Annotated in this window: 20 protein-coding genes, 1 tRNA gene, 1 pseudogene and 1 riboswitch; of the genes and pseudogenes, 14 read left to right on the plus strand and 8 right to left on the minus strand. The window is 69.1% G+C overall.

What is annotated here, in order from left to right; all coding sequences use genetic code 11:
- Positions 1-76: 76 nt before the first annotated feature.
- From rimK to ACYVBS_RS05905, 3 genes and pseudogenes are all read right to left on the minus strand, one after another.
- Positions 77-949, minus strand: a pseudogene (gene rimK / locus ACYVBS_RS05895) (30S ribosomal protein S6--L-glutamate ligase); the annotation flags it as partial.
- A gap of 202 nt (positions 950-1,151) precedes the next feature.
- Positions 1,152-1,225: transfer RNA gene (locus ACYVBS_RS05900), tRNA-Gly, on the minus strand.
- Positions 1,226-1,299: 74 nt separating this feature from the next.
- Complete coding sequence (locus tag ACYVBS_RS05905; RefSeq protein ID WP_460822622.1) at positions 1,300-3,120, minus strand: autotransporter domain-containing protein; 1,821 nt, start codon at positions 3,118-3,120, stop codon at positions 1,300-1,302.
- A gap of 215 nt (positions 3,121-3,335) precedes the next feature.
- Here ACYVBS_RS05905 and thiS point away from each other — a divergent pair, with 215 nt between their 5' ends.
- The 4 genes from thiS to ACYVBS_RS05925 all read left to right on the plus strand — a co-directional run bounded on the left by thiS (position 3,336) and on the right by ACYVBS_RS05925 (position 7,340).
- On the plus strand, positions 3,336-3,536 hold the full coding sequence (gene thiS, locus ACYVBS_RS05910) for a sulfur carrier protein ThiS (RefSeq protein WP_460822427.1): 201 nt from the start codon (positions 3,336-3,338) through the stop codon (positions 3,534-3,536).
- Between the two features lie 82 nt (positions 3,537-3,618).
- Positions 3,619-3,708, minus strand: a riboswitch (cyclic di-GMP riboswitch).
- A gap of 186 nt (positions 3,709-3,894) precedes the next feature.
- Positions 3,895-4,701 (plus strand): thiazole synthase, encoded by an 807-nt coding sequence (locus ACYVBS_RS05915; protein ID WP_460822428.1) that lies wholly within the window; start codon positions 3,895-3,897, stop codon positions 4,699-4,701.
- A 30-nt stretch (positions 4,702-4,731) separates the two neighbouring features.
- Positions 4,732-5,475 (plus strand): tRNA (guanosine(46)-N7)-methyltransferase TrmB, encoded by a 744-nt coding sequence (gene trmB, locus ACYVBS_RS05920; RefSeq protein WP_460822429.1) that lies wholly within the window; start codon positions 4,732-4,734, stop codon positions 5,473-5,475.
- Between the two features lie 23 nt (positions 5,476-5,498).
- Complete coding sequence (locus ACYVBS_RS05925; RefSeq protein WP_460822430.1) at positions 5,499-7,340, plus strand: SLC13 family permease; 1,842 nt, start codon at positions 5,499-5,501, stop codon at positions 7,338-7,340.
- A gap of 59 nt (positions 7,341-7,399) precedes the next feature.
- On the opposite strand, the gene ACYVBS_RS05930 is transcribed toward ACYVBS_RS05925, so the two are convergent.
- Positions 7,400-7,753 carry a Rieske (2Fe-2S) protein gene (locus ACYVBS_RS05930; RefSeq protein ID WP_460822431.1) on the minus strand — a complete coding sequence of 118 codons (354 nt, stop codon included), beginning with the start codon at positions 7,751-7,753 and terminating at the stop codon, positions 7,400-7,402.
- A gap of 73 nt (positions 7,754-7,826) precedes the next feature.
- Between ACYVBS_RS05930 and ACYVBS_RS05935 the strand changes: the two genes are divergently transcribed.
- From ACYVBS_RS05935 to ACYVBS_RS05955, 5 genes are all read left to right on the plus strand, one after another.
- Positions 7,827-8,120 carry a hypothetical protein gene (locus ACYVBS_RS05935; protein ID WP_460822432.1) on the plus strand — a complete coding sequence of 98 codons (294 nt, stop codon included), beginning with the start codon at positions 7,827-7,829 and terminating at the stop codon, positions 8,118-8,120.
- Between the two features lie 83 nt (positions 8,121-8,203).
- Entirely contained in the window at positions 8,204-8,938 is a 735-nt protein-coding gene (locus tag ACYVBS_RS05940; protein WP_460822433.1) for a fumarylacetoacetate hydrolase family protein, read from the plus strand.
- 46 nt (positions 8,939-8,984) lie between these two features.
- Entirely contained in the window at positions 8,985-9,392 is a 408-nt protein-coding gene (mscL, locus tag ACYVBS_RS05945) for a large-conductance mechanosensitive channel protein MscL (protein ID WP_460822434.1), read from the plus strand.
- Between the two features lie 107 nt (positions 9,393-9,499).
- Complete coding sequence (locus ACYVBS_RS05950; protein WP_460822435.1) at positions 9,500-10,927, plus strand: M28 family peptidase; 1,428 nt, start codon at positions 9,500-9,502, stop codon at positions 10,925-10,927.
- A gap of 12 nt (positions 10,928-10,939) precedes the next feature.
- Positions 10,940-12,682 carry an EAL domain-containing protein gene (locus ACYVBS_RS05955; protein WP_460822437.1) on the plus strand — a complete coding sequence of 581 codons (1,743 nt, stop codon included), beginning with the start codon at positions 10,940-10,942 and terminating at the stop codon, positions 12,680-12,682.
- A gap of 9 nt (positions 12,683-12,691) precedes the next feature.
- Here the strand turns inward: ACYVBS_RS05955 and ACYVBS_RS05960 are convergent, their stop codons facing one another.
- The 4 genes from ACYVBS_RS05960 to flgA form a co-directional block, all read right to left on the minus strand.
- On the minus strand, positions 12,692-13,915 hold the full coding sequence (locus ACYVBS_RS05960) for an ATP-binding protein (protein ID WP_460822438.1): 1,224 nt from the start codon (positions 13,913-13,915) through the stop codon (positions 12,692-12,694).
- A complete protein-coding gene (locus ACYVBS_RS05965) occupies positions 13,912-14,250 on the minus strand; it encodes a flagellar protein FlgN (RefSeq protein WP_460822440.1) in 339 nt (112 codons plus the stop codon). Before ACYVBS_RS05965 ends, ACYVBS_RS05960 begins: the two co-directional genes overlap by 4 nt.
- A gap of 1 nt (position 14,251) precedes the next feature.
- The gene (gene flgM / locus ACYVBS_RS05970) at positions 14,252-14,566 is read right to left on the minus strand and encodes a flagellar biosynthesis anti-sigma factor FlgM (protein ID WP_460822442.1); all 315 of its coding nucleotides are present in this window, start codon (positions 14,564-14,566) and stop codon (positions 14,252-14,254) included.
- A 90-nt stretch (positions 14,567-14,656) separates the two neighbouring features.
- Positions 14,657-15,307: a flagellar basal body P-ring formation chaperone FlgA gene (flgA, locus tag ACYVBS_RS05975; RefSeq protein ID WP_460822443.1), complete on the minus strand. Its 651-nt coding sequence runs from the start codon at positions 15,305-15,307 to the stop codon at positions 14,657-14,659.
- A 113-nt stretch (positions 15,308-15,420) separates the two neighbouring features.
- Between flgA and ACYVBS_RS05980 the strand changes: the two genes are divergently transcribed.
- The 5 genes from ACYVBS_RS05980 to flgE all read left to right on the plus strand — a co-directional run bounded on the left by ACYVBS_RS05980 (position 15,421) and on the right by flgE (position 19,195).
- A complete protein-coding gene (locus ACYVBS_RS05980; protein WP_460822444.1) occupies positions 15,421-16,350 on the plus strand; it encodes a chemotaxis protein in 930 nt (309 codons plus the stop codon).
- A 78-nt stretch (positions 16,351-16,428) separates the two neighbouring features.
- Positions 16,429-16,794: a flagellar basal body rod protein FlgB gene (gene flgB / locus ACYVBS_RS05985; RefSeq protein ID WP_460822446.1), complete on the plus strand. Its 366-nt coding sequence runs from the start codon at positions 16,429-16,431 to the stop codon at positions 16,792-16,794.
- A 19-nt stretch (positions 16,795-16,813) separates the two neighbouring features.
- Complete coding sequence (flgC, locus tag ACYVBS_RS05990) at positions 16,814-17,221, plus strand: flagellar basal body rod protein FlgC (RefSeq protein ID WP_460822447.1); 408 nt, start codon at positions 16,814-16,816, stop codon at positions 17,219-17,221.
- Between the two features lie 29 nt (positions 17,222-17,250).
- Positions 17,251-17,922, plus strand: a complete 672-nt coding sequence (locus ACYVBS_RS05995) for a flagellar hook assembly protein FlgD (RefSeq protein ID WP_460822449.1) — start codon at positions 17,251-17,253, stop codon at positions 17,920-17,922.
- Positions 17,923-17,974: 52 nt separating this feature from the next.
- Positions 17,975-19,195, plus strand: coding sequence for a flagellar hook protein FlgE (gene flgE, locus ACYVBS_RS06000; protein WP_460822450.1), 1,221 nt, complete (start codon positions 17,975-17,977; stop codon positions 19,193-19,195).
- The last annotated feature ends 7 nt before the right edge of the window (positions 19,196-19,202 follow it).

Raw genomic sequence — 19,202 nt, forward strand, 5'->3', positions numbered from 1 at the left:
CATTCGCGCCAATCATGTCGGCATTTGTCGCCAAATAGGAATAACCCGCGGAAACGACAGGTGCCTCCGCACGCAAGCGCAACTGCCCGGCCACATGGTCGACCACGGCGCCGGCCACATCCACGCCGGACGTCTCTTCGATGCCCTCCAGCCCCGGAGACGCATTGACCTCCAGGACCAGCGGGCCACGCGCGGAACGGATCAGATCCACGCCGGCCACTCCCAACCCCAGCGCCTGGGCCGCGCGGACGGCGGTGGCCTGCTCCAGCGCCGTCGGCTTGATGCCCTTGGCCTGTCCCCCGCGATGGAGGTTGGAGCGGAAGTCGCCCTTGGGTGCCTGCCGCTTCATCGCCGCCACCACCCGGTCGCCCACCACGAAACAGCGCAGGTCCGCGCCCTTGGCCTCGGCAATGAACTCCTGCACCACGAACTGGGCATAGAGGCCGCGCAGCGCCTCGATCACCCCGCGCGAGGCCGAAGGCTTCTCGGTCAGCATGACGCCGGCGCCCTGGCTGCCCTCGTTGAGCTTGATCACGTGGGGCGGCGGACCCAGCATCGACAGCAGGTCCGAGGTGTCATCGGGGTTGTCGCCAAACACGGTCACGGGCAGGCCGATCCCCTGCGCGGCGAGCAACTGGTGGCTGCGAAGCTTATCGCGCGCACGCAGCACGGCATCCGACGGGTTGGGGGTCCAGGTGCCCATCAGTTCGAACTGGCGCAACACCGCCGAGCCATAGCGGGTGACCGAGGCACCGATGCGCGGGATGACCGCGTCAACGCCGCGCAGCTCGCGCCCCTTGTAATGCATCTGGAACCCCTCGCTGGAAATGCGCATGTAGCAGCGCAGCGGGTCCAGCACGCGCACCGTGTGGCCGCGCTCGCGCGCTGCCTCGACCAGCCGTCGGGTGGAGTAGAGCTTGGTGTTGCGCGAAAGGATCGCGAGCTTCATGGCGAGGTCGCCCAAGGCAGGAGGAGCGGACGGGACGGGACGCATGCGACGGCCGGTTCACCACAGCGTGGCGCATCCAAGGTGAACCCATGCGGCACCGCCGTCCACGACAGCATTCAGGCCCGCGGTTGCGCAACGATGACCGCGACGCCGGAACCAAAAACGGCGGTCAACCTGTCACGAGGTTGACCGCCGTTGGATCTGGAGCGGGTGATGGGAATCGAACCCACGCTAGCAGCTTGGGAAGCTGCAGTTCTACCATTGAACTACACCCGCGACGTGGCAAGTCTATGCCGCGAGCCACACGCTTGGCAACGCGGCGTCCGTCGACCGGACGCCGCGCAACCGACTCAGAAGCCCATGCCCACCGAGGCGAACACGGTGGCGTGGTTGCCACCCTGCTGCCCCACGGTGATGCTGGTACCCAGGTTGGCATCCATGCCCATCAGCTGCGTACGCGCACCGAAGGTGAGCGTGCCGTAGGACTGGTCGAAGCTCTGGCCCGGCACCGCGTACGGCAGCGTGTTTGGCATCGACTGCAGCTGCGCGAACGCCTCGGCCGGCGCGTCTTCGTACTCCTTGTCCCAGGTCATGCGGGCGTAGGGCTTCAGGTGCTCGTGGATGGTGCCGCTGAATTGCCAGCCCACCGAACCGATCAGCGAATCGAAGCTCTGCTCCGGGTAGGCCAGCGACGTGGACATGCTCGGATCGTTCTCGGCGAACGCGTCGATTTCGATCTTCTGCGACAGCACGGCAATCACCGGGCCGTGGCGCAGCGAACCCTCACCGAACTCCCAACCTGCGCTGGCGCCGACCGTGACGTTGCTGCCGTCGAACGAGCCGCTATGGACGCGGGTCGCCGGCCCCAGCACCACGTTGCGGTCCGTATCGAAGCCCAGCTGGGTGTAGCTGGCCTGCGCGTTGGCCCAAAGACCGCCTTCGGCCTTCCAGCCGATGAAGCCACCCAGGCTGGCATCGCTCTGGTCGAAGCTGCCGCCGTTCTGGCCCCAATCCTGCGCCTGCTGGCCGTAACCACCGAACGCGCCGAACACCACGTTGCCGCGGGCCCAGTTCGCACCGACGCTCAACGCCGGACCGGCACCGTCGTAGGTGTTGCCCTTTCCATAACGCTGGAAGTCACCGCGCACGTCGGCCCACCAGCGCATGCCATCGCCGTCGGCCGGCGTCAGCTGCGCGGCCACGCGCTCGGCACGGGCACGGCCGACCATCGAGGCGGCGTTGGGCAGGAGCGCCATCTGGCGCGGCCCCTCCAGCACCGACACGGCGTACTGGGCGATGATGCGGTTGGTGCTCGAACTGGGGTGCACGCCGTCGGCGAAGGCAAACGATTCCGCAGCGCCGGCCGGGTAATTGGCGGGACTGCAGATCAACGACGTGGTCAGGCCGCACGCGGGCAGGGTCACGTTGCTGAAGCCATAGGCCGCCGGCGAGGCCGTGACTTCGTGCAGCAGGCCGAAGGTATTGAGCGGAATGACACGCAACCCACCCTGCGCCAGGCCACCGAACAGCGTCTGGTTGTAGCCGTTCACCAGCGCCGTGATGCCCGCGGAACCGGCCGCGCCCTGGGACAGGCCGAACGGCGTGCGCCCCACGTCCGGCATGGTCGGCACCAGGATGTAACGCGCGCCAGCGGTCTGCAGCGTGCCGACCAGGCCGACCTGCTGGGCCGCCGCGGTCAGGAACTGCTGCTGGGTGGTCAGGCCGTTGAGGTGGAAGAACAGGTCGTTCGCGCCGCCCCAGACGGTGTACAGGGCGTTCGGGTCTGCGCGCCCACCGTTGCGTGCCAGGTAGGCGTTGATCTGCATCGCCAGCGAAGGCGCTGCATTGGTGGGCGGCTGCGGCGCGAAGCCGGGCTGCAGGGTGATCCGCGCACCGCCTGCCGCGTAGTTGGTGCCGGTGCCATTCACCACACCCGTGGCGGTCAGGCCCCAGGCCGGCGCGGCGCCGGTGCCGTAGAAGTCGGCGAGGTACTCGGCCCAGACAAGTCCGGGGTTGGTGGTCCACCGCCCCAGGATCGCGGCCTGCGGGTTCTGCTGGACCAGTAGCGGACGATAGAAGCCCGTGTCAGTCAGGCTGTCGCCAAAGAACACGGTCTGCGAATAGGTCTGTGCCAGCGTCGGTGCGGCCGCCAATGCCAGCGCTGCTGCCAGCGCCGTGCGAACAATCTTCTTCATGTAACTCCCCGGAAATGGTGGTGCGAGCGATCGCGGTAGGCACGCCCCCCCTGAAACGTACCCTCGCGGATGGAGCATCGAAGCATGCCCGCCGTCACGGAACAAGATGCAGCGCGACATTTCCTTAACAATCCGCGGCCGTCCGGCACGACGGGCTGGCCGCGCCGCGGGGGAGCGAGGACAATGCGCGGATGGAAATCCTGTTGAACGGCGAACCCCGCAGCCTGCATGCCCCGGCCACGGTGCTGCTGCTGCTGCACGCAGAAGGCCTGGAAAACCGCCGCGTGGCGGTGGAAGTCAACGGAGAGATCGTGCCGCGCAGCCGCCATGCCGATTGGCAGCTCTGTGCGGGCGACCGGGTCGAGATCGTCCACGCGCTGGGCGGAGGCTGAGGGCGGCCGCGTGCGACGCGACGCGTGAAGGCGCGTCAATGGACCGCGCCGGACGAGAGAAATGCGGACAGGCTCCGCGAGGTGAGGTAACCCGGCCGCCCGCCACTCCTCCTGAGCGTCCGGACCCGAAGCTTTGCGAAGCTGGCATGCGCCAGCCGTGCCATTTCGTACCTCGCGGACCTGTGCCGCGGGCTGCGATCTGCGCCGGGTACAGGGGGGAACGCCGGCTGTCTGGATGCGCCGCCCATTTGTCAGTACGCGCGCCCGCACCCAATCCGGCCACGCACGTGCCCGCGGGCACCCCCAGGGCGACCACCGGGGCCGGCCAGCCGACGGGCGCCGCTGCTAACATACGGGGATGACCCTGCACGCCCCCACTCCGCTGGCCGACGACGCGCTCGTCATTGCCGGCAAGTCGTATCGTTCCCGCCTGCTGACCGGCACCGGCAAGTTCACCGGTCTGGAGCAGACCCGCTGGGCCACCGAGGCCGCGGGTGCCGAAATCGTGACCGTGGCGATCCGCCGCACCAACATCGGCCAGGACCCGGGCCAGCCCAACCTGCTCGACGTGCTGCCGCCGGACCGCTACACCATCCTGCCCAACACCGCCGGCTGCTACACCGCCGACGACGCGGTGCGCACCTGCCGCCTGGCGCGCGAGCTGCTGGACGGCCACAAGCTGGTCAAGCTCGAAGTGCTGGGCGACCAGAAGACGCTGTATCCCGACGTGGTGCAGACCCTGGCCGCGGCCGAGCTGCTGGTGAAGGACGGCTTTGACGTCATGGTCTACACCAGCGACGACCCGATCCTGGCCAAGCGGCTGGAGGAGATCGGCTGCGTGGCGGTGATGCCGCTGGCCGCGCCGATCGGCTCGGGACTGGGCATCCAGAACAAGTACAACCTGATCGAGATCATCGAGACCGCCAAGGTGCCGATCATCGTCGATGCGGGCGTGGGCACCGCGTCGGACGCGGCGATCGCGATGGAGCTGGGTTGCGACGGCGTGCTGATGAACACCGCGATTGCCGGTGCCAAGGACCCGGTGCTGATGGCGCACGCGATGAAGCTGGCGGTGGAAGCCGGTCGCGCCGCGTTCAAGGCCGGCCGCATTCCGCGCAAGCGCTTTGCCAGCGCCTCGTCACCCATCGATGGCCTCATCGGCTGATGGCGGCATTGCGCGCCAAACCCGTGAACCATGACTGATCCGTTCAACAGCGAAGGCGCCAAGGTGCCGCCCAAGCCCTTCACCATCGAGGAAGGGCATCGCCGCATCCGCAGCTTCGTGCTGCGCCAGGGCCGCTTCACGCCGGCGCAGCAGCGTGCGTTCGACGCGCTGTGGCCGCGCTTCGGGCTGGACTACGCCGGCACGCCCAAGGACTTCGACGCCGTGTTCGGCCGTCACGCGCCGCGGGTGATGGAGATTGGGTTTGGCAACGGCGAGGCGTTGCGCTTTGCGGGCGCCCACGACAAGGCCCGCGACTTCATCGGCCTGGAAGTGCACGCCCCGGGCGTGGGCCGCGTGCTCAACGCGCTGGCGGAGGACGGCTCGGACAACGTGCGCGTCTACCACCACGATGCGGTGGAAGTGCTGGAGCACGAAGTTGCCGACGGCAGCCTCGACGAGATCCGCATCTACTTCCCGGACCCGTGGCACAAGAAGCGACACAACAAGCGCCGGCTGGTGAACCCCGAGTTCGCCGCCCTGCTGGTACGTAAACTCGCGCCCACCGGCCGCTTGCACCTCGCCACCGATTGGCACGACTATGCGGAACAGATGTGGGACGTGCTCGACGCGACGCCCGGCATCCGCAACCGTGCCGGCCCGCGTGGCTCGGTGCCGCGTCCGGAATGGCGTCCGCAGACCCATTTCGAGACGCGCGGCCAGAAGCTCGGGCACGGCGTGTGGGACCTTGTCTACGACCGCGTCGCGGACACCTGACCTGAGAGCCTGACCCCAACGGCATGGAAGACACCGCGCTGACGCTCACCACCGACATGATGCTCGTGCTCGGGCTGGTGGGCTTCACGATGGTGATGTTCCTGTTCGAGCGCATCCGCGCCGACGTGGTGGCGCTGGTGGTGCTGGTGATGCTCGGCCTGGCCGGGCTGGTGGCGCCGGAAGAGATCTTCAACGGCTTCTCGTCCAACGCGGTGATGAGCGTCATCGCCACGATGATCCTGGGCGCGGGGCTGGACCGCACCGGCGCGCTCAACCGCCTGGCCGGCTGGCTGTTGCGCCGCGCGCACGGCGTGGAAGCGCGATTGATGCTGCTGACCGGCGCGGTGGCCGGCCTCAATTCGTCGATCATGCAGAACCCGTCGGTGATGGCGCTGTACCTGCCCGTCGCCTCGCGGCTGTCCTCCCGCACCGGCCTGACCCTGCCGCGCCTGCTGCTGCCGATCGCGGCGGCCATCGTGATGGGTGGCGGGCTGACCATGGTGGGCAACTCGCCGCTGATCCTGCTCAACGACCTGTTGCTGGCGGCCAACAGCAACCTGCCCTCCGGCGCGGCCACCATCGAGCCGCTGAAGATGTTCGCGCCGCTGCCGATCGGCCTGGCGCTGCTGGCCGCCTCGCTGGCCTACTTCCATTTCCGCGGCAACAAGCTGGAGCGCGAGGATGACGGCACCGGCGCCACGCCGGCCCGCACCCAGAGCTACTTCGCCAAGGCCTACGGCATCGAGGGCGATGTCTACGAACTGACCGTGACCGCCGAGAGCCCGCTGGTGGGCATGTCGCTGGGCGAGGCCGAGGCGCTGCACAACGCGCCGCTGCTGCTGGCGCTGAAGACCGGGGACGACGCGCGCCTGGCGCCGCCGGCCGACACCCGGTTGTGGGTGGGCAGCGTGCTCGGGGCGATGGGGCCCAAGGACCAGATCAGCGATTTCGCGCAGAACCAGTTCCTGCGGATGAACGCGCGCCTGCGCAACTTCGGCGACCTGTTCAACCCCAGCCGCGCCGGCATCGCCGAGGCGGTGATCCCGGCCACGTCCAAGTTCATTGGCAAGACCGCGCGGGCGTTGGCGCTGCGGCGGCAGATGGGCTTGGACCTGCTGGCGGTGAACCGCGACAAGACCGTGCTGCGCGAGAACGTGCGCGACGTGGCGCTGCGCGCGGGCGACATGATGGTGATCCACGGCATCTGGACGGACCTGGCCGAGACCGCCAAGTCCAAGGACCTGGTGGTGGTGACCGATTACCCGAAGGGCGAGCAGCGCCCGCACAAGCTGCGGGTCGCACTGGCGATCTTCGCGGTGGCGATGCTGCTGGCGCTGTCCTCGCGGCTGCCGGTGTCGATCGCGCTGATGACCGGCGTGGCCGGCATGCTGATCACCGGCGTGATCAACATCGACGAGGCCTACGAGGCGATCAACTGGAAGACGGTGTTCCTGATGGCCTGCCTGATCCCGCTGGGCTGGGCGATGGACTCCAGCGGCGCGGCGGCGTGGGTGGCGGGCCACAGCATCGAGCAGTTCCCCCGCGGGACGCCGGCCTGGGTGATGCAGCTGGCGCTGGCCCTGCTAACCACGGCGTTCTCGCTGGTCATCAGCCATGTCGGCGCGACCATCGTGATGGTGCCGCTGGCGGTCAACCTGGCGCTGGCGGCCGGCGGCAGTCCGACCGCCTACGCGCTGATCGTGGCGCTGTCGGCGTCCAACAACTTCATGACCGCGTCCAACCCGGTGATCTCGATGGTGACCGGCCCCGCCGGCTACACCGGCAAGGAGCTGTGGCAGGTGGGCGGACCGCTGTCGCTGATCTACACCGTGATCGCGGTGGTGATGGTCAACCTGATGTTCTGAGCGCGCTGCGGTGGCCGGGGAATGCGGCTGCGCCGCTCCCTCCAGAACCCTCGACTGCCCTAAGCGAGGAACACCGCCCCATCGCGGATGACCACCGGAACCGCGCGCAGGGCCTCGCCCCGGCACGGGCCGGCCACGCACTCGCCGCCGCCCAGCTCGAAGCTGGCGCCGTGCGCCGCGCACACCAGCAGCCCGTCCTTGCTGCGCAGGAACTCACCCGGCGCCCAGTCCAGGCGGCGTCCCGCGTGGGGGCAGATGTTGAACCAGGCCCGGACCGTGTCGCCTTCGCGATACAGGATCAGGGACTCGGCATCGCCGTCGACGACGGCCTCGGTCTCGGCGAAACCGCCCTCGGGGAGGCGGTCAAGTGCCAGCAGGGGCCCCTGGGTCGGGGCCTCGTTTAACGAATCCATCACACCTCCACCGGAAAGGCTGAACGATACTTGGGTGACCGGCGTATTGCGCCATTGTGTCATGACGAGCCGAATGTCCGCCCAAGCCTTTCGCTTTGACAGCTTCACTTTCCAATCCCGCCTGCGAGCCGCCCTGGGCCCGCGCAAGCCGCGCCACCGCGTCCTGCGCTTCGTGCTGGGGCTGGTCGGGCTGGGGCTGGTGCTGGTGCTGCTGGCCTTCAGCCTGGTGATCGGCGCGGTGATGATCGGCGGCGGCCTGCTCTATCGCCTGTGGAAGCGCCGCGCGAAGCCGCTTGTCGCGGCCCCGAACGTGGTGGAAGGCGAGTACCGCGTGGTGGCGCCGCAGGCGTTGACGCAGAACCGCTGACGCCGCCGCGCCGCGGCCCGGCCCCCCTGACGGCCCGCCGCCGACGTAGCACACTATCGGTTTCCTACCTTCGCGAGACCCCCATGAGCGACGTCATTCCGGCGCCGGCCATCCCGCGCGTCCCGGTCCGCCTCGGCGGGCAGGTGTCCGCCACGTTCCCGGTCCGCCGCATCTTCTGCGTCGGCCGCAACTTCGCCGACCATGCCCGCGAGATGGGTGCCGCAGTGCCCGCCTCCCCGGCCGAACGCGGCCAGCCGGTGTTTTTCTGCAAGCCGGCGGACGCCCTGGTGCTGGATGGCCAGGTGCCCTACGCCCGCGGCACGCAGGACCTGCACCATGAAGTGGAGCTGGTGGTGGCGCTGGGCCAAGACGCGCCGGCGGGCGTGCTCGACCCGGCCCACGCCGAGGCGTTGGTGTACGGCTACGCAGTCGGCCTGGACCTGACCCGCCGCGACCTGCAGGGCGCGGCCAAGGCCAAGGGCCTGCCGTGGGACACCGGCAAGGCGTTCGACGACTCCGCGCCGATCAGTGCCATCGTGCCGGTCGCCGAGGTGTCCGGGCTGGCCGACCGCGGCCTGACCCTGACCATCAACGGGGCGGTGCGCCAGCAGGGCGCGCTGTCCGACCTGATCTGGACGGTGCCGGAGATCCTGCACGAGCTGTCCAAGCTGTTCGTACTGAAGGCCGGCGACCTGGTGTTCATGGGCACGCCCGCCGGGGTGGGTCCGCTGCAGGTGGGCGACACCTTCGTCGCCTCGCTGGACGGGGTGGTGACGCTGGAAGGCCGCGTCCTCCCGCCCGCGGCGGCCACGCTATAGTCGCCGCACGCCACTCGGCATACCAACGACAGAAGGGGATCGGTCCATGGGCATGGTCAGCGAATTCAAGGAATTCATCGCGCGCGGCAACGTGGTCGACCTGGCGGTCGGCGTGGTCATCGGCGCGGCGTTCGGCAAGATCGTCACCGCGATGGTGGACGGCATCGTGATGCCGCTGGTGGGCGCGGCCACGGGTGGCGTCAGCGTTAGCGACTGGAAGTATGTGATCAGTCCGGCGCAACTGGATGCGGCGGGCAAGGAGGTCGCCGCGGAAGTCGCGGTCAAGTACGGCATGTTCCTGCAGACCATGATCGACTTCCTGCTGATCGCGATGGTCATCTTCCTGTTCCTGAAGGCCTACAACCGGGCGCGCAAGCCGGCCCCCGTGGCGCCGACCGGCCCGAGCGAGGAAGTGCTGCTGCTGCGTGACATCCGCGACGCGCTGCGCAAGTAATCCGGCCAACGCACCGGTCCTGCCCGCCGTGGCATGACCGGTGGCACACACCACGGGCAACAAGGATTGCTACGCTCGCGGACTCATCCTTGAACCGAGGTATTGGAATGCGCGTTCTGTCTGCGGCCATTGGCATGGTGCTGGCCACGGCCACCCTGCTCCCCATGGCGGTCGACGCCGCGCAACGCACCACCCGCATTCCCGAATCGGCGATGACAGTGGCCGGCACGCTGCGCGAGACCGCGCTGGCCAGCGACCTCGGCTACCGGGTCACCGAGTCGTTGACGACCGAAGTCGGCCCGCGCATGGCCGGCAGCGAAGGCGACGCGCGTGCGGTGGCCTGGGCGCAGGCCAAGTTCCGCGAGCTGGGCTATGACAAGGTCTGGGTCGAGCCGGTGACCTTCCCCAAATGGGAGCGCCGCGCCGAGCAGGCACAGGTATTGGGCGCACACGCGCAGCCGCTGACGTTGACCGCTCTGGGCGGCAGTCCCGGTGGCACGGTGGAGGCCGAGGTGGTGCGGTTTGCTGACCTGGCGGCGCTGGAAGCGGCGCCAGTGGGGTCGCTGGCTGGCAAGATCGCCTTCGTCGACTACCGAATGGAACGCGCCCGCGACGGCAGCGGTTATGGTCCGGGCTCGCGCGTGCGCAGCCGCGGGCCGTCCGTCGCGATCACCAAGGGGGCGGCCGGATTCCTGATGCGATCCGCGGGCACGGACACCCACCGCCAGCCGCATACCGGCATCACCCGCTTCGAAGAGGGCCTGACGCCCATCCCGGCGGCCGCGCTGTCCGTGCCCGATGCGGACCAGTTGGCGCGCCTGCTGCAACGCGGGGCGCAGCGCGTGCGGATGCACCTGGACTGCGGCTGGACCGGCACGGCCACTTCTTACAACGTGATTGGCGAGATCCGTGGCAGCAAGCACCCCGAGGAGGTCGTGCTGATCGGCGGCCACCTGGATTCCTGGGACCTGGGCACCGGTGCGGTGGACGACGGCGCCGGCGTGGGCCTGACGATGGCGGCCGGCGCCCTGATTGGCCAGTTGCCGAAGGCCCCGGCGCGCAGCATCCGCGTCGTGGCGTTCGCCAACGAGGAACAAGGTCTGTACGGCGGCAAGGCGTATGCGCAGCAGCATGCGAAGGCCGTGCGTCGCCACCAGATCGCGGCCGAGAGCGACTTCGGCGCGGGCCGCATCTACGCCTACTCCAGCGCGGCGCCTGAGTACGCGCAGGAAGCCGACCGCCAGATCGCGGCCGCACTGGCGCCGCTGGGTATCGCGCATGCGCCGGGCGAAGGCGGCCCCGGGCCGGACATCAGTCCGTTCGCGGCCGAGGGGCTGGCGTGGGCGCGGCTGGCGCAGGACGGCAGTGACTATTTCGACCTGCACCACACGCCCGACGACACGTTCGACAAGATCGACCCGCAGGCGTTGGCGCAGAACGTGGCCGCCTACGCGGTGTTCGCCTATCTGGCCGCGCAGGCGGAAGGCGATTTCGGCAGCATGCCCAAGCCCGCGGGCCGCGGCGCGCAGGACTGACGCGGGACCCCGGTGCCACAAGGGTACGGCTTCAGCAGCGGGACGCCGGTCGATCCGGTGACCGGCCTGTTCCGGCTGGGTGCCAACGGCCCCAGCCTGACGGCGGCGATTGCGGCGGCGGGCGCCACGGGCCGCCGCATCGCATTGCTCCACATCGACGTGGACATGTTCCGCCTGATCAACGTCAACATGGGCGAGGACGTGGGCGACCAGGCACTGGCGGCGATCGCGCAGCGGCTGCGCGCGGCGATGCCCGCCGAAAGCTGGTTGTGGCGGCTGTCCAGCGACGAATTCCTGGCGGGCATTGGCTACCTGCCGGGCGAACTGGACGGCGCGGCTTTGGCCGAGCGGTTGCACGAGGCGTTCCAGGCGCCCTTGTCCTTGCCGCCGTATACGTTCCCGGTGAGGCTGTTCACCGGCATCGCGATCTACCCGGACCACGCCACCGATGCCGCCAGCCTGCTGGCGCGCGCGGACGAGGCGCGACGCCACACCAAGGAACTGGGACTGGCCGGAATCGGCATGTACGCCCGACCGGTCCCGCGCGAGCGGCCCGACGATGCCGATGCCAACCGGATCGTGGAGGCGCTGGACCGCGGCGAATTCCGCCTGTACTACCAGCCGCGCGTGGCCGCCAGCGACGGCAGCATCTCCGGCTTCAGTGCGCTGCTGCGCTGGCACAGCCCGACGCATGGGGTGCTGCAGCCCCACGCGTTCCTGGACACCGTGGAGCGCGTGGGCCTGACCACGCACATGGCGTGGTGGGTGGTGGGCGAGGCCGTGCGCCAGATTGCCAGCTGGCGCGAGCGCGGACTGGAATACCTGGACCTGGCCATCCACGTGCCCGACGGCCTGCTGCAGCAGGCCGACTGCGTGGACCGCATCGGCGCACTGCTGCACCAGCATGGTCTGGACGGACAGCGCCTGGAACTGGAGATCGGCGAAAGCGCCCTGACCCTGGACGCGCGCCGGGTGCTGCAATCGCTGGAGGGCCTGCACAAGCTGGGCATCACCCTCACGATCCAGGACTTCGGCGTAAGCGGCGTGGGGCTCAATGCGCTGTCGCATTACCCCATCGACCACATCAAGATCGACCGCAGCTTCATCCACAGCGTGGCGAGCAACCCGCGCAGCGCGGCGATCGTGCGCGGCATCATCGCGCTCGGCCACCAGCTGGGCATGAAGGTGATTGCCAAGGGCGTGGGCAGCGAGGCCGAACTGGCGTTCCTGCGCAGCAGCCAGTGCGACCTGTTGCAGGGTTACGTGCTGTGCCCGCCGCAGCCCGCGGAGGCCCTGGACGAACTGATCCGCAAGCGGCACCTGCTGCAGGAGGCGTTTGCCACGCCGCAGTCGGAGCGGACGCTGCTGCTGCTGGACGACGAGGAAAACGTGCTGCGTTCGCTGGCGCGCCTGTTCCGGCGCGACGGTTATCGCATTCTCACCGCCAATACGGTGCGCGAGGCCTTCGACCTGCTGGCCAGCCACCGGCCGCAGGTGATCGTGTCCGACCAGCGCATGGCCGACATGCCGGGCACCGAGTTCCTGTCGCGGGTGCGCGACCTGTACCCGGACACGGTGCGGCTGGTGCTGTCGGGCTACACCGACCTGGCGACGATCACCGAGGCGATCAACCGCGGCGCGATCTACCGCTTCCTGGTCAAGCCCTGGAACGACGAGGAACTGCGCGGGCACATCCAGGATGCGTTCGCCAACTTCGAACGCAACCGCGCGGCCCGCGGCACGGAACGCGCCTGAGCGCCGGGCTCAGGCCTCGGCGGGGGCCGCTTCGGGCTGGTGCACCGGCAACACCACCCGGAACATGCTGCCCACGCCCACACGGCTGCGCACTTCAATGCGTCCGTGGTGGCGGGTAATGATGCCGTAGGCCACCGCCAGTCCAATGCCGGTACCGCGGCCGATGGGCTTGGAGGTGTAGAACGGATCGAAGATGCGGGGCAGCGCGTCCGGCGGGATGCCACAGCCGGTGTCGGCGATGCTGATCCACGCCTCATCGCCCTCGGTGCCGGTGGCGACGGTGATGGTGCCGCTTTCCTCGATGGCCTGGCCGGCGTTGAGCAGCAGGTTGAGCAGCACCTGGTTGATCTCGGAGATGCGGCATTCCACCAGCGGCAGCTCGCCGTAGTGCTTCTCCATCCGCACTTTGTACTTGAGGTCGTTCCAGACGATGTTGATCGTCGATTCCAGGCCGCGGTGCAGGTCGGCCAGGCGCATGGGCTCGTTGTGGCCGGCGTGCGAGAACTCCTTGAGGTCCTGCACGATCTTGCACACGCGCTCGATGCCCTCGCGCGATTCGGCCAGCAGCTTGGGCACGTCGTTGATGATGAAGTCGATGTCCAGCCGATCACGCAGGACGAGGATGCTGGAGCGCGCGGCGATCATGTCGCCGGACGCGAGTGCGCGCTCATGCGCGTCGAGCATGTTCAACAAGCCTTCCACGTAACCCTGCAGGGTGCCGAGGTTGGAATGGACGTAGCCGATGGGGTTGTTGATCTCGTGCGCGACGCCAGCAGCAAGCTGGCCAATCGAGGCCATTTTCTCGGACTGCTGGAGCTGCTCGCGGGACAGCGCAAAGGGCGGCTCACCCGCACGTACGCGGGCATCGTTGCCGTTGCCGTTGCCGTTGCCGTTTTCGTGGAACGTGGCGAGGTAAACGCCGTCCGCCGGCCTGGGTTGGCGGGCGAGGGTCGCGGCGAGCGTCACGCCGGCCGCCTCGATACTCACGCGGCCGTTCCAGCGCTGGCCCTGGCGGGCAGCGTCCCAGGCGGCGGTGGGCAGGCTGGACACGAGGACGGCGAACGCCTTGTCGCCCTGCGCGGGCAGCCGCACGCGCAACTGGTAGGCGGCCGGGTTGGCATGGATCACCGCGCCGCCGTCGTCCAACAGCAGTGCGGCACGATCAAGTTGGGACAGGATCCAGGCGGGCTCCACGCCCGAGGGGATCATGGCAGGCTGCAGGGGTTCATTCATCCGGTACCGAGACTACGCAGCTGGGGGCGCATGCCCACCCTTCCGGCTGCATCGTACACGTTACCGCCCTCGGTCATGCCGAGGTGGCGCAGGGCCCAGTTGAGCTCGCGGCGACGGCGCGAGAGCAGCGCCGCGTTGGCCTGGTTGAGCTCGCTCAGCGCGAGCACGCGGGCCGGGGCATCGTCGTCCAGCGCCAGCGCTTCAATGGAGCGCAGGGCGCGCAACTTGGCCTGGGTGGAATCCAGCAGGCGTTCGGCATCGCGGTCAAGCAATGCCTGGCGCTCGGCATTCAGTGCCTGCTCGAGTGCGTCCAGCGGATGCACGGCCGTGCCCATGTCAGCCACCCAGCGCCGCGTCGAGGTCCAGCATGCGGTCGGCGATGGCCTGCGGATCCACGCGGTAGCTGCCGTTGGCGATGGCCGCACGTACGGACTCGACCTTGGCCAGGTCCAATCCGGCCGGCGCGCCGCCCATCTGGCGCTCCAGCGCCATCAGGCCTTCGGCTTCGCCGGTCAGGCGCAGGCTTTCGGCCGGGGCGGCGGCCACGACGGGCGCGCTGCGTTCGTTGCCGGCGCGGGACACGGTGCTGCCCTGGGCCGGGTCTACCGGCCGTGCGCTGGGCACCGGGTTGGCATCGATCCTGGAAGTCATGTGACTGTCGTCCTGTTTTCTGGGCTCGAACACCCTAACGGCCATACGCGGGGGAACTTTAGCCCCCGTTTGACCCACGTCGGCGGCGGTTCAGCGCAGGACTTCGACCTCCCCGCTGGCAGTGGCCCGGCCGCGGACAATGCGGCGGCTGGCCAGATTTTCGACCGACACCGTACCACCGGCGGTGGCGTTGCCCAACGCCCTCCCCTCGGCGCGGACTTCGATGCCGCCCAGGCGCGATACCAGCACGACGGGGTCGCCCCGCCGGAACATGACCTCGCTGGCCAGGGCCTGCTCGGTGAGTACGGCGCCGGCAGGCAGGCCGCGGCGCGGGACGCGGCCCGCCAGCCCCGTGGCCTCGACAAACGGTGTCCCGGCGACGGCAGCCACGTCGCGGTGCTGCACGGTCAGATCATCCGGCCCCAGCGGCTGGCCGGCCCGGACGGCCCGGGTGAGGACAACGACAGCGGCTTCCTCCTTCAATCTCAGGGGGACGAACGTGCGCCAGCCGGGGCTGTCCGGGCAGCGGACCTCGACCGAGCGCGCGGCGGCCGCGGCCGCGGCCAGCGGCTTGGTGCAGGCCGCCAGGCGCAAGTCGGGGTCGACCTGGACGTCCTGCGGCGCGACACGCCCGCCGAGTGCCGCCGCGGCGGCATCGCGGATGCGTGCGTGCGACTCCCAGCCGCCCGCCGCCGCGGTGGCGGCAAGGCAAAGGGACAGCAGCAGGATCAGTGGTCGCACGGACAGCCCGTTGGGTTCGGCCAGGGTTGGCTGCCGACCATCAAGCAAGGGGCGTGCCGCCGCGGGGGCGTCGCGGGGCTCAAGATTGCGCGACGGGCGCCGTCAACCCGGGCATGAGCCGTGACCTTCTGGACCGCATCGACCAACGTACCCGCCTGGCCGGCCACAACCGGCTCGCGCTGCTGCTGTTCCGGCTGGGGACGCGTCAGCTTTTTGGCGTCAACGTCTTCAAGGTGCAGGAGGTCATTCCCCGGCCGCCCCTGTTCACGTTGCCGCAGCTGCCGGCGGCCTTTGCCGGCGCCGCGGACGTGCGCGGCCGGACGGTGCCCGTGCTGGACCTGGCGCGGGCCATTGGCCATGGCACCCCGGTCGATGCGCCGGAGCCGATGTACCTGGTGGTGACCGAGTTCAACCGGTCGGTGCAGGGCTTCCTGGTGTCGGGCGTGGACCGCATCGTCAACATCGCCGTGGAGGACGTGCTGCCGCCGCCGGATTTTGGCGGGGATTGCCGCTCGCTGACGGGCGTGACCCGCTACAACGGGGAGCTGATCCAGCTGGTGGACGTGGAAAGCGTACTGGCCGAGGCGATCCCCCGGACCAGCGATGCCCTGGGGGTGTCGGCACTGCCGGACGGCATGCCCGACGGCCCGCGCGAAGTGCTGGTGGTGGACGACTCGCGAGTGGCGCGCAACCAGATCCGGTTGGTGCTGGAGCAGATGGGGCTGACCGCCAACCTGCTGAACGACGGCCGCCAGGCACTGGACCACCTGCTGCAGATGGTCGATGCCGGCCGCTCGCCGCTGGAGCGCTACGCGATGGTCATCTCCGACATCGAGATGCCGGCCATGGACGGGTACACCCTGACGACGGAAATCCGTCGCCACCCGGTCCTGCGCGACCTGTACGTCCTGCTGCATACCTCGCTGTCCGGCGTCTTCAACCACGCGATGGTGGAGCGGGTGGGCGCCGACGATTTCGTGCCGAAGTACTCCGAACAGGAGCTTTCGGAGCGGATCCAGCAGCGGTTGATGTCGATGGCCTGACCGGCCGCGCCGCCCGTCGGGGGCGGCCGTGGCACGCCGCTTGCTTGGTCTCTGTCGAATTCCTGACGGAGGCCAGTCATGGCCGAGCCAACCTCGAGTTTCCTGGGCATCCACGGCACCGCCCTCGCCTTGCGCGAGCAGCGGCTGCAGTTGCTGTCGGCCAACCTGGCCAACGCGGACACCCCTAATTACAAAGCCCAGGACCTGGACTTCAACCGGGCTCTGCAGGCCGCCATGCAGCCTGGCCCGGGGGACGGCATCACCCAGGCCGGGGCCGTCGCCCGTTATGAACGCGCCTCCAGCCAGCCCAGCCTGGACGGCAACACCGTGGACGGCGACCGCGAGAAGGCCGCCTTCGGCCAGGCGGCGCTGGAGTACCGCGCCTCGCTTTCCTTCATCGAGTCGAAGGTGCGCTCGATGCTGACCGCCATCACCGGCCAATAAGGCCCGGGGGACCTGAGCCATGAGCAACCTTCCCATCTTCGACGTCGCCGGCTCGGCGATGAACGCGCAGTCGGTGCGCCTGAGCACGATCGCCAGCAACCTGGCCAACGCGGACTCGGTGGCCGGCAAGCCGGAAGACACCTTCCGCGCCCGCATGCCGGTGTTTCAGGCCCAGCAGGTGGACGGGCAGCCCGGCCTGTCGGGCGTGCAGGTCACCGAGGTGGTGCAGAGCACGGCCGCGCCGGTGCAGCGCTATGAACCCGGCCATCCGCTGGCCGACGACAAGGGCTACGTCTACGCGCCCAACGTCGACCCGGTGGCTCAGATGGTGGACATGATCTCGGCCTCGCGCAGCTACCAGGCCAACGTCGAGGTCTTCAACACCGCCCGCGAACTCGCCCAGGCCACCCTGGCCATGGGCCGCTGATCTTTCGGCCCCTCGGAGCCCCGGACGCCATGAGCGCAATCGCTTCCACCAGCAATGACAACCCCTACGCCGCGTTCGGCCTGGCCGGCAACGCGGACAAAGCCCGCTCCAACGGCATGGGCCAGGCGGACTTCCTGCGCCTGATGACGGAGCAGATGAAGAACCAGGACCCGCTGAAGCCGCTGGAAGGCCAGCAGTTCCTCGCCCAGCTGGCGCAGTTCTCCACGGTGCAGGGCATCGAGCAGATGAACTCGGCGATGGGCGCGATGGCCAGCGTCATGGAGTCCGACCAGACACTGCGTGCCGCCGCCCTCGTGGGCCGCGAGGCGCTGGTCGATGCCAACGCATTCCAGTATTCGGGCGAAGGCTCGCTGCGCGGCGAAGTCGTTGCCGAAGGGGCGGGCACGATCCAGGTCGACATCCTCGACGCCAACGGACAGCGCGTGGCGCGACGCACCGTGCAGGCCTCGGGCGAAGGCCCCGTGGCGTGGCAGTGGGACGGCCGCGACGACGCCGGCCGGCCGGTGGCGGCGGGCGCATATTCGATCAAGGCCGGCAGCGGCATTGGCGACAACGCCGCCGCATTGCCGGTGCGCCTGGCCGCGCGCGTGGACAGCGTGTCCATCGAAGCCTCCGGCCTGACCCTCAACCTCTCCGGACTCGGCGGTTTCGCGCTGGGCTCGGTCCGCCGGATCGGCTGATCCGGACACCCCACAACGACGGCGACATCGCCACCACCCAGGAGCAGCCCGCATGAGTTTCCGCATCGCCCTCAGCGGCATGAACGCCGCCAGTTCTGACCTCAACGTCACCTCGCACAACATCGCCAATGCCAACACGACCGGCTTCAAGCAGTCGCGCGCGGAGTTCGGTGACGTGTTCCCGGCGTCGGCCTATGGCCTGTCGAAGAATGCGATCGGTGCCGGCGTGCGCCTGGCCCAAGTCGCGCAGCAGTTCGACCAGGGCAACGTCGACGTCACTGGCCGCGCGCTGGACATGGCACTGACCGGCGAAGGCTTCTTCACCATGTCCAACGGTGGTGCCACCACCTACTCGCGCGCCGGCAACTTTGGTGCGGACCGCGATGGTTACGTGGTCAACCCGGCGGGCCATCGCCTGCAGGTGTTCCTGCCCAACGCCAATGGCGCGGGCTTCGACACGGGCCGCATGGGCGACCTGCAGCTGGTCACGGGCGACTCGGCGCCGAATGCGACCACGCTGTCGACGGTGAGCACCAACCTGCCCGCCGATGCGGCGGTGCCGTCGGTCACGCCGTTCGACGCGACCGACCCGAACACCTACAACCACACCACCTCGCTGACCGTGTACGACTCGCTGGGCGCAAGCCACACGCAGTCCGTCTATTACGTGAAGACCGCCAACCCGAACGAGTGGGAGGTGTACACGCAGATGGACGGCGGCGCCGCGGCCGGCCCCAACCTGGTGCAGTACTCCAACACGGGCGCGATGCTCTCGCCGGCCAATGGCCAGATCGCGATGCCGGCGTTCACCCCGACCAACGGCGCCGCGCCGATGACGATGACGCTGGACATGGGCCAGTCGACGCAATACGGCAACGCGTTCAGCGTGTTCTCTCTGAGCCAGGACGGGTATGCGACCGGCCGCCTGACCGGCATCGAAGTGTCGAAGGAAGGCGTGGTGCTGGCGCGCTACAGCAATGGCGTGGCCAACCCGCTGGGCCAGGTGGCGCTGACCACCTTCAACAATCCGCAGGGCTTGCAGGCATTGGGCGACAACACCTGGGCCGAAACCTTCGACTCCGGGCAGCCGCGCCGCGGGCCGGCCGGCACCTCGGAGTTCGGCCTGGTGCAGGGCGGCGCGCTGGAAGCGTCCAACGTCAACCTGACCGAGCAGCTGGTCAACATGATCACCGCGCAGCGCAACTTCCAGGCCAACGCGCAGATGATCTCCACCCAGGACCAGATCACGCAGACCGTGATCAACATCCGCTAAGACCGGG

It is taken from the genome of Lysobacter olei, from assembly GCF_054777355.1.

Coding starts and splice junctions, on each gene's coding strand:
- thiS (WP_460822427.1), top strand. CDS start 3,336: ATGGAAATCCTGTTGAACGGCGAACCCCGCAGCCTGCATGCCCCGGCC.
- ACYVBS_RS05915 (WP_460822428.1), top strand. CDS start 3,895: ATGACCCTGCACGCCCCCACTCCGCTGGCCGACGACGCGCTCGTCATT.
- trmB (WP_460822429.1), top strand. CDS start 4,732: ATGACTGATCCGTTCAACAGCGAAGGCGCCAAGGTGCCGCCCAAGCCC.
- ACYVBS_RS05925 (WP_460822430.1), top strand. CDS start 5,499: ATGGAAGACACCGCGCTGACGCTCACCACCGACATGATGCTCGTGCTC.
- ACYVBS_RS05930 (WP_460822431.1), bottom strand. CDS start 7,753: ATGGATTCGTTAAACGAGGCCCCGACCCAGGGGCCCCTGCTGGCACTT.
- ACYVBS_RS05935 (WP_460822432.1), top strand. CDS start 7,827: ATGTCCGCCCAAGCCTTTCGCTTTGACAGCTTCACTTTCCAATCCCGC.
- ACYVBS_RS05940 (WP_460822433.1), top strand. CDS start 8,204: ATGAGCGACGTCATTCCGGCGCCGGCCATCCCGCGCGTCCCGGTCCGC.
- mscL (WP_460822434.1), top strand. CDS start 8,985: ATGGGCATGGTCAGCGAATTCAAGGAATTCATCGCGCGCGGCAACGTG.
- ACYVBS_RS05950 (WP_460822435.1), top strand. CDS start 9,500: ATGCGCGTTCTGTCTGCGGCCATTGGCATGGTGCTGGCCACGGCCACC.
- ACYVBS_RS05960 (WP_460822438.1), bottom strand. CDS start 13,915: ATGAATGAACCCCTGCAGCCTGCCATGATCCCCTCGGGCGTGGAGCCC.
- ACYVBS_RS05965 (WP_460822440.1), bottom strand. CDS start 14,250: ATGGGCACGGCCGTGCATCCGCTGGACGCACTCGAGCAGGCACTGAAT.
- flgM (WP_460822442.1), bottom strand. CDS start 14,566: ATGACTTCCAGGATCGATGCCAACCCGGTGCCCAGCGCACGGCCGGTA.
- ACYVBS_RS05980 (WP_460822444.1), top strand. CDS start 15,421: ATGAGCCGTGACCTTCTGGACCGCATCGACCAACGTACCCGCCTGGCC.
- flgB (WP_460822446.1), top strand. CDS start 16,429: ATGGCCGAGCCAACCTCGAGTTTCCTGGGCATCCACGGCACCGCCCTC.
- flgC (WP_460822447.1), top strand. CDS start 16,814: ATGAGCAACCTTCCCATCTTCGACGTCGCCGGCTCGGCGATGAACGCG.
- ACYVBS_RS05995 (WP_460822449.1), top strand. CDS start 17,251: ATGAGCGCAATCGCTTCCACCAGCAATGACAACCCCTACGCCGCGTTC.
- flgE (WP_460822450.1), top strand. CDS start 17,975: ATGAGTTTCCGCATCGCCCTCAGCGGCATGAACGCCGCCAGTTCTGAC.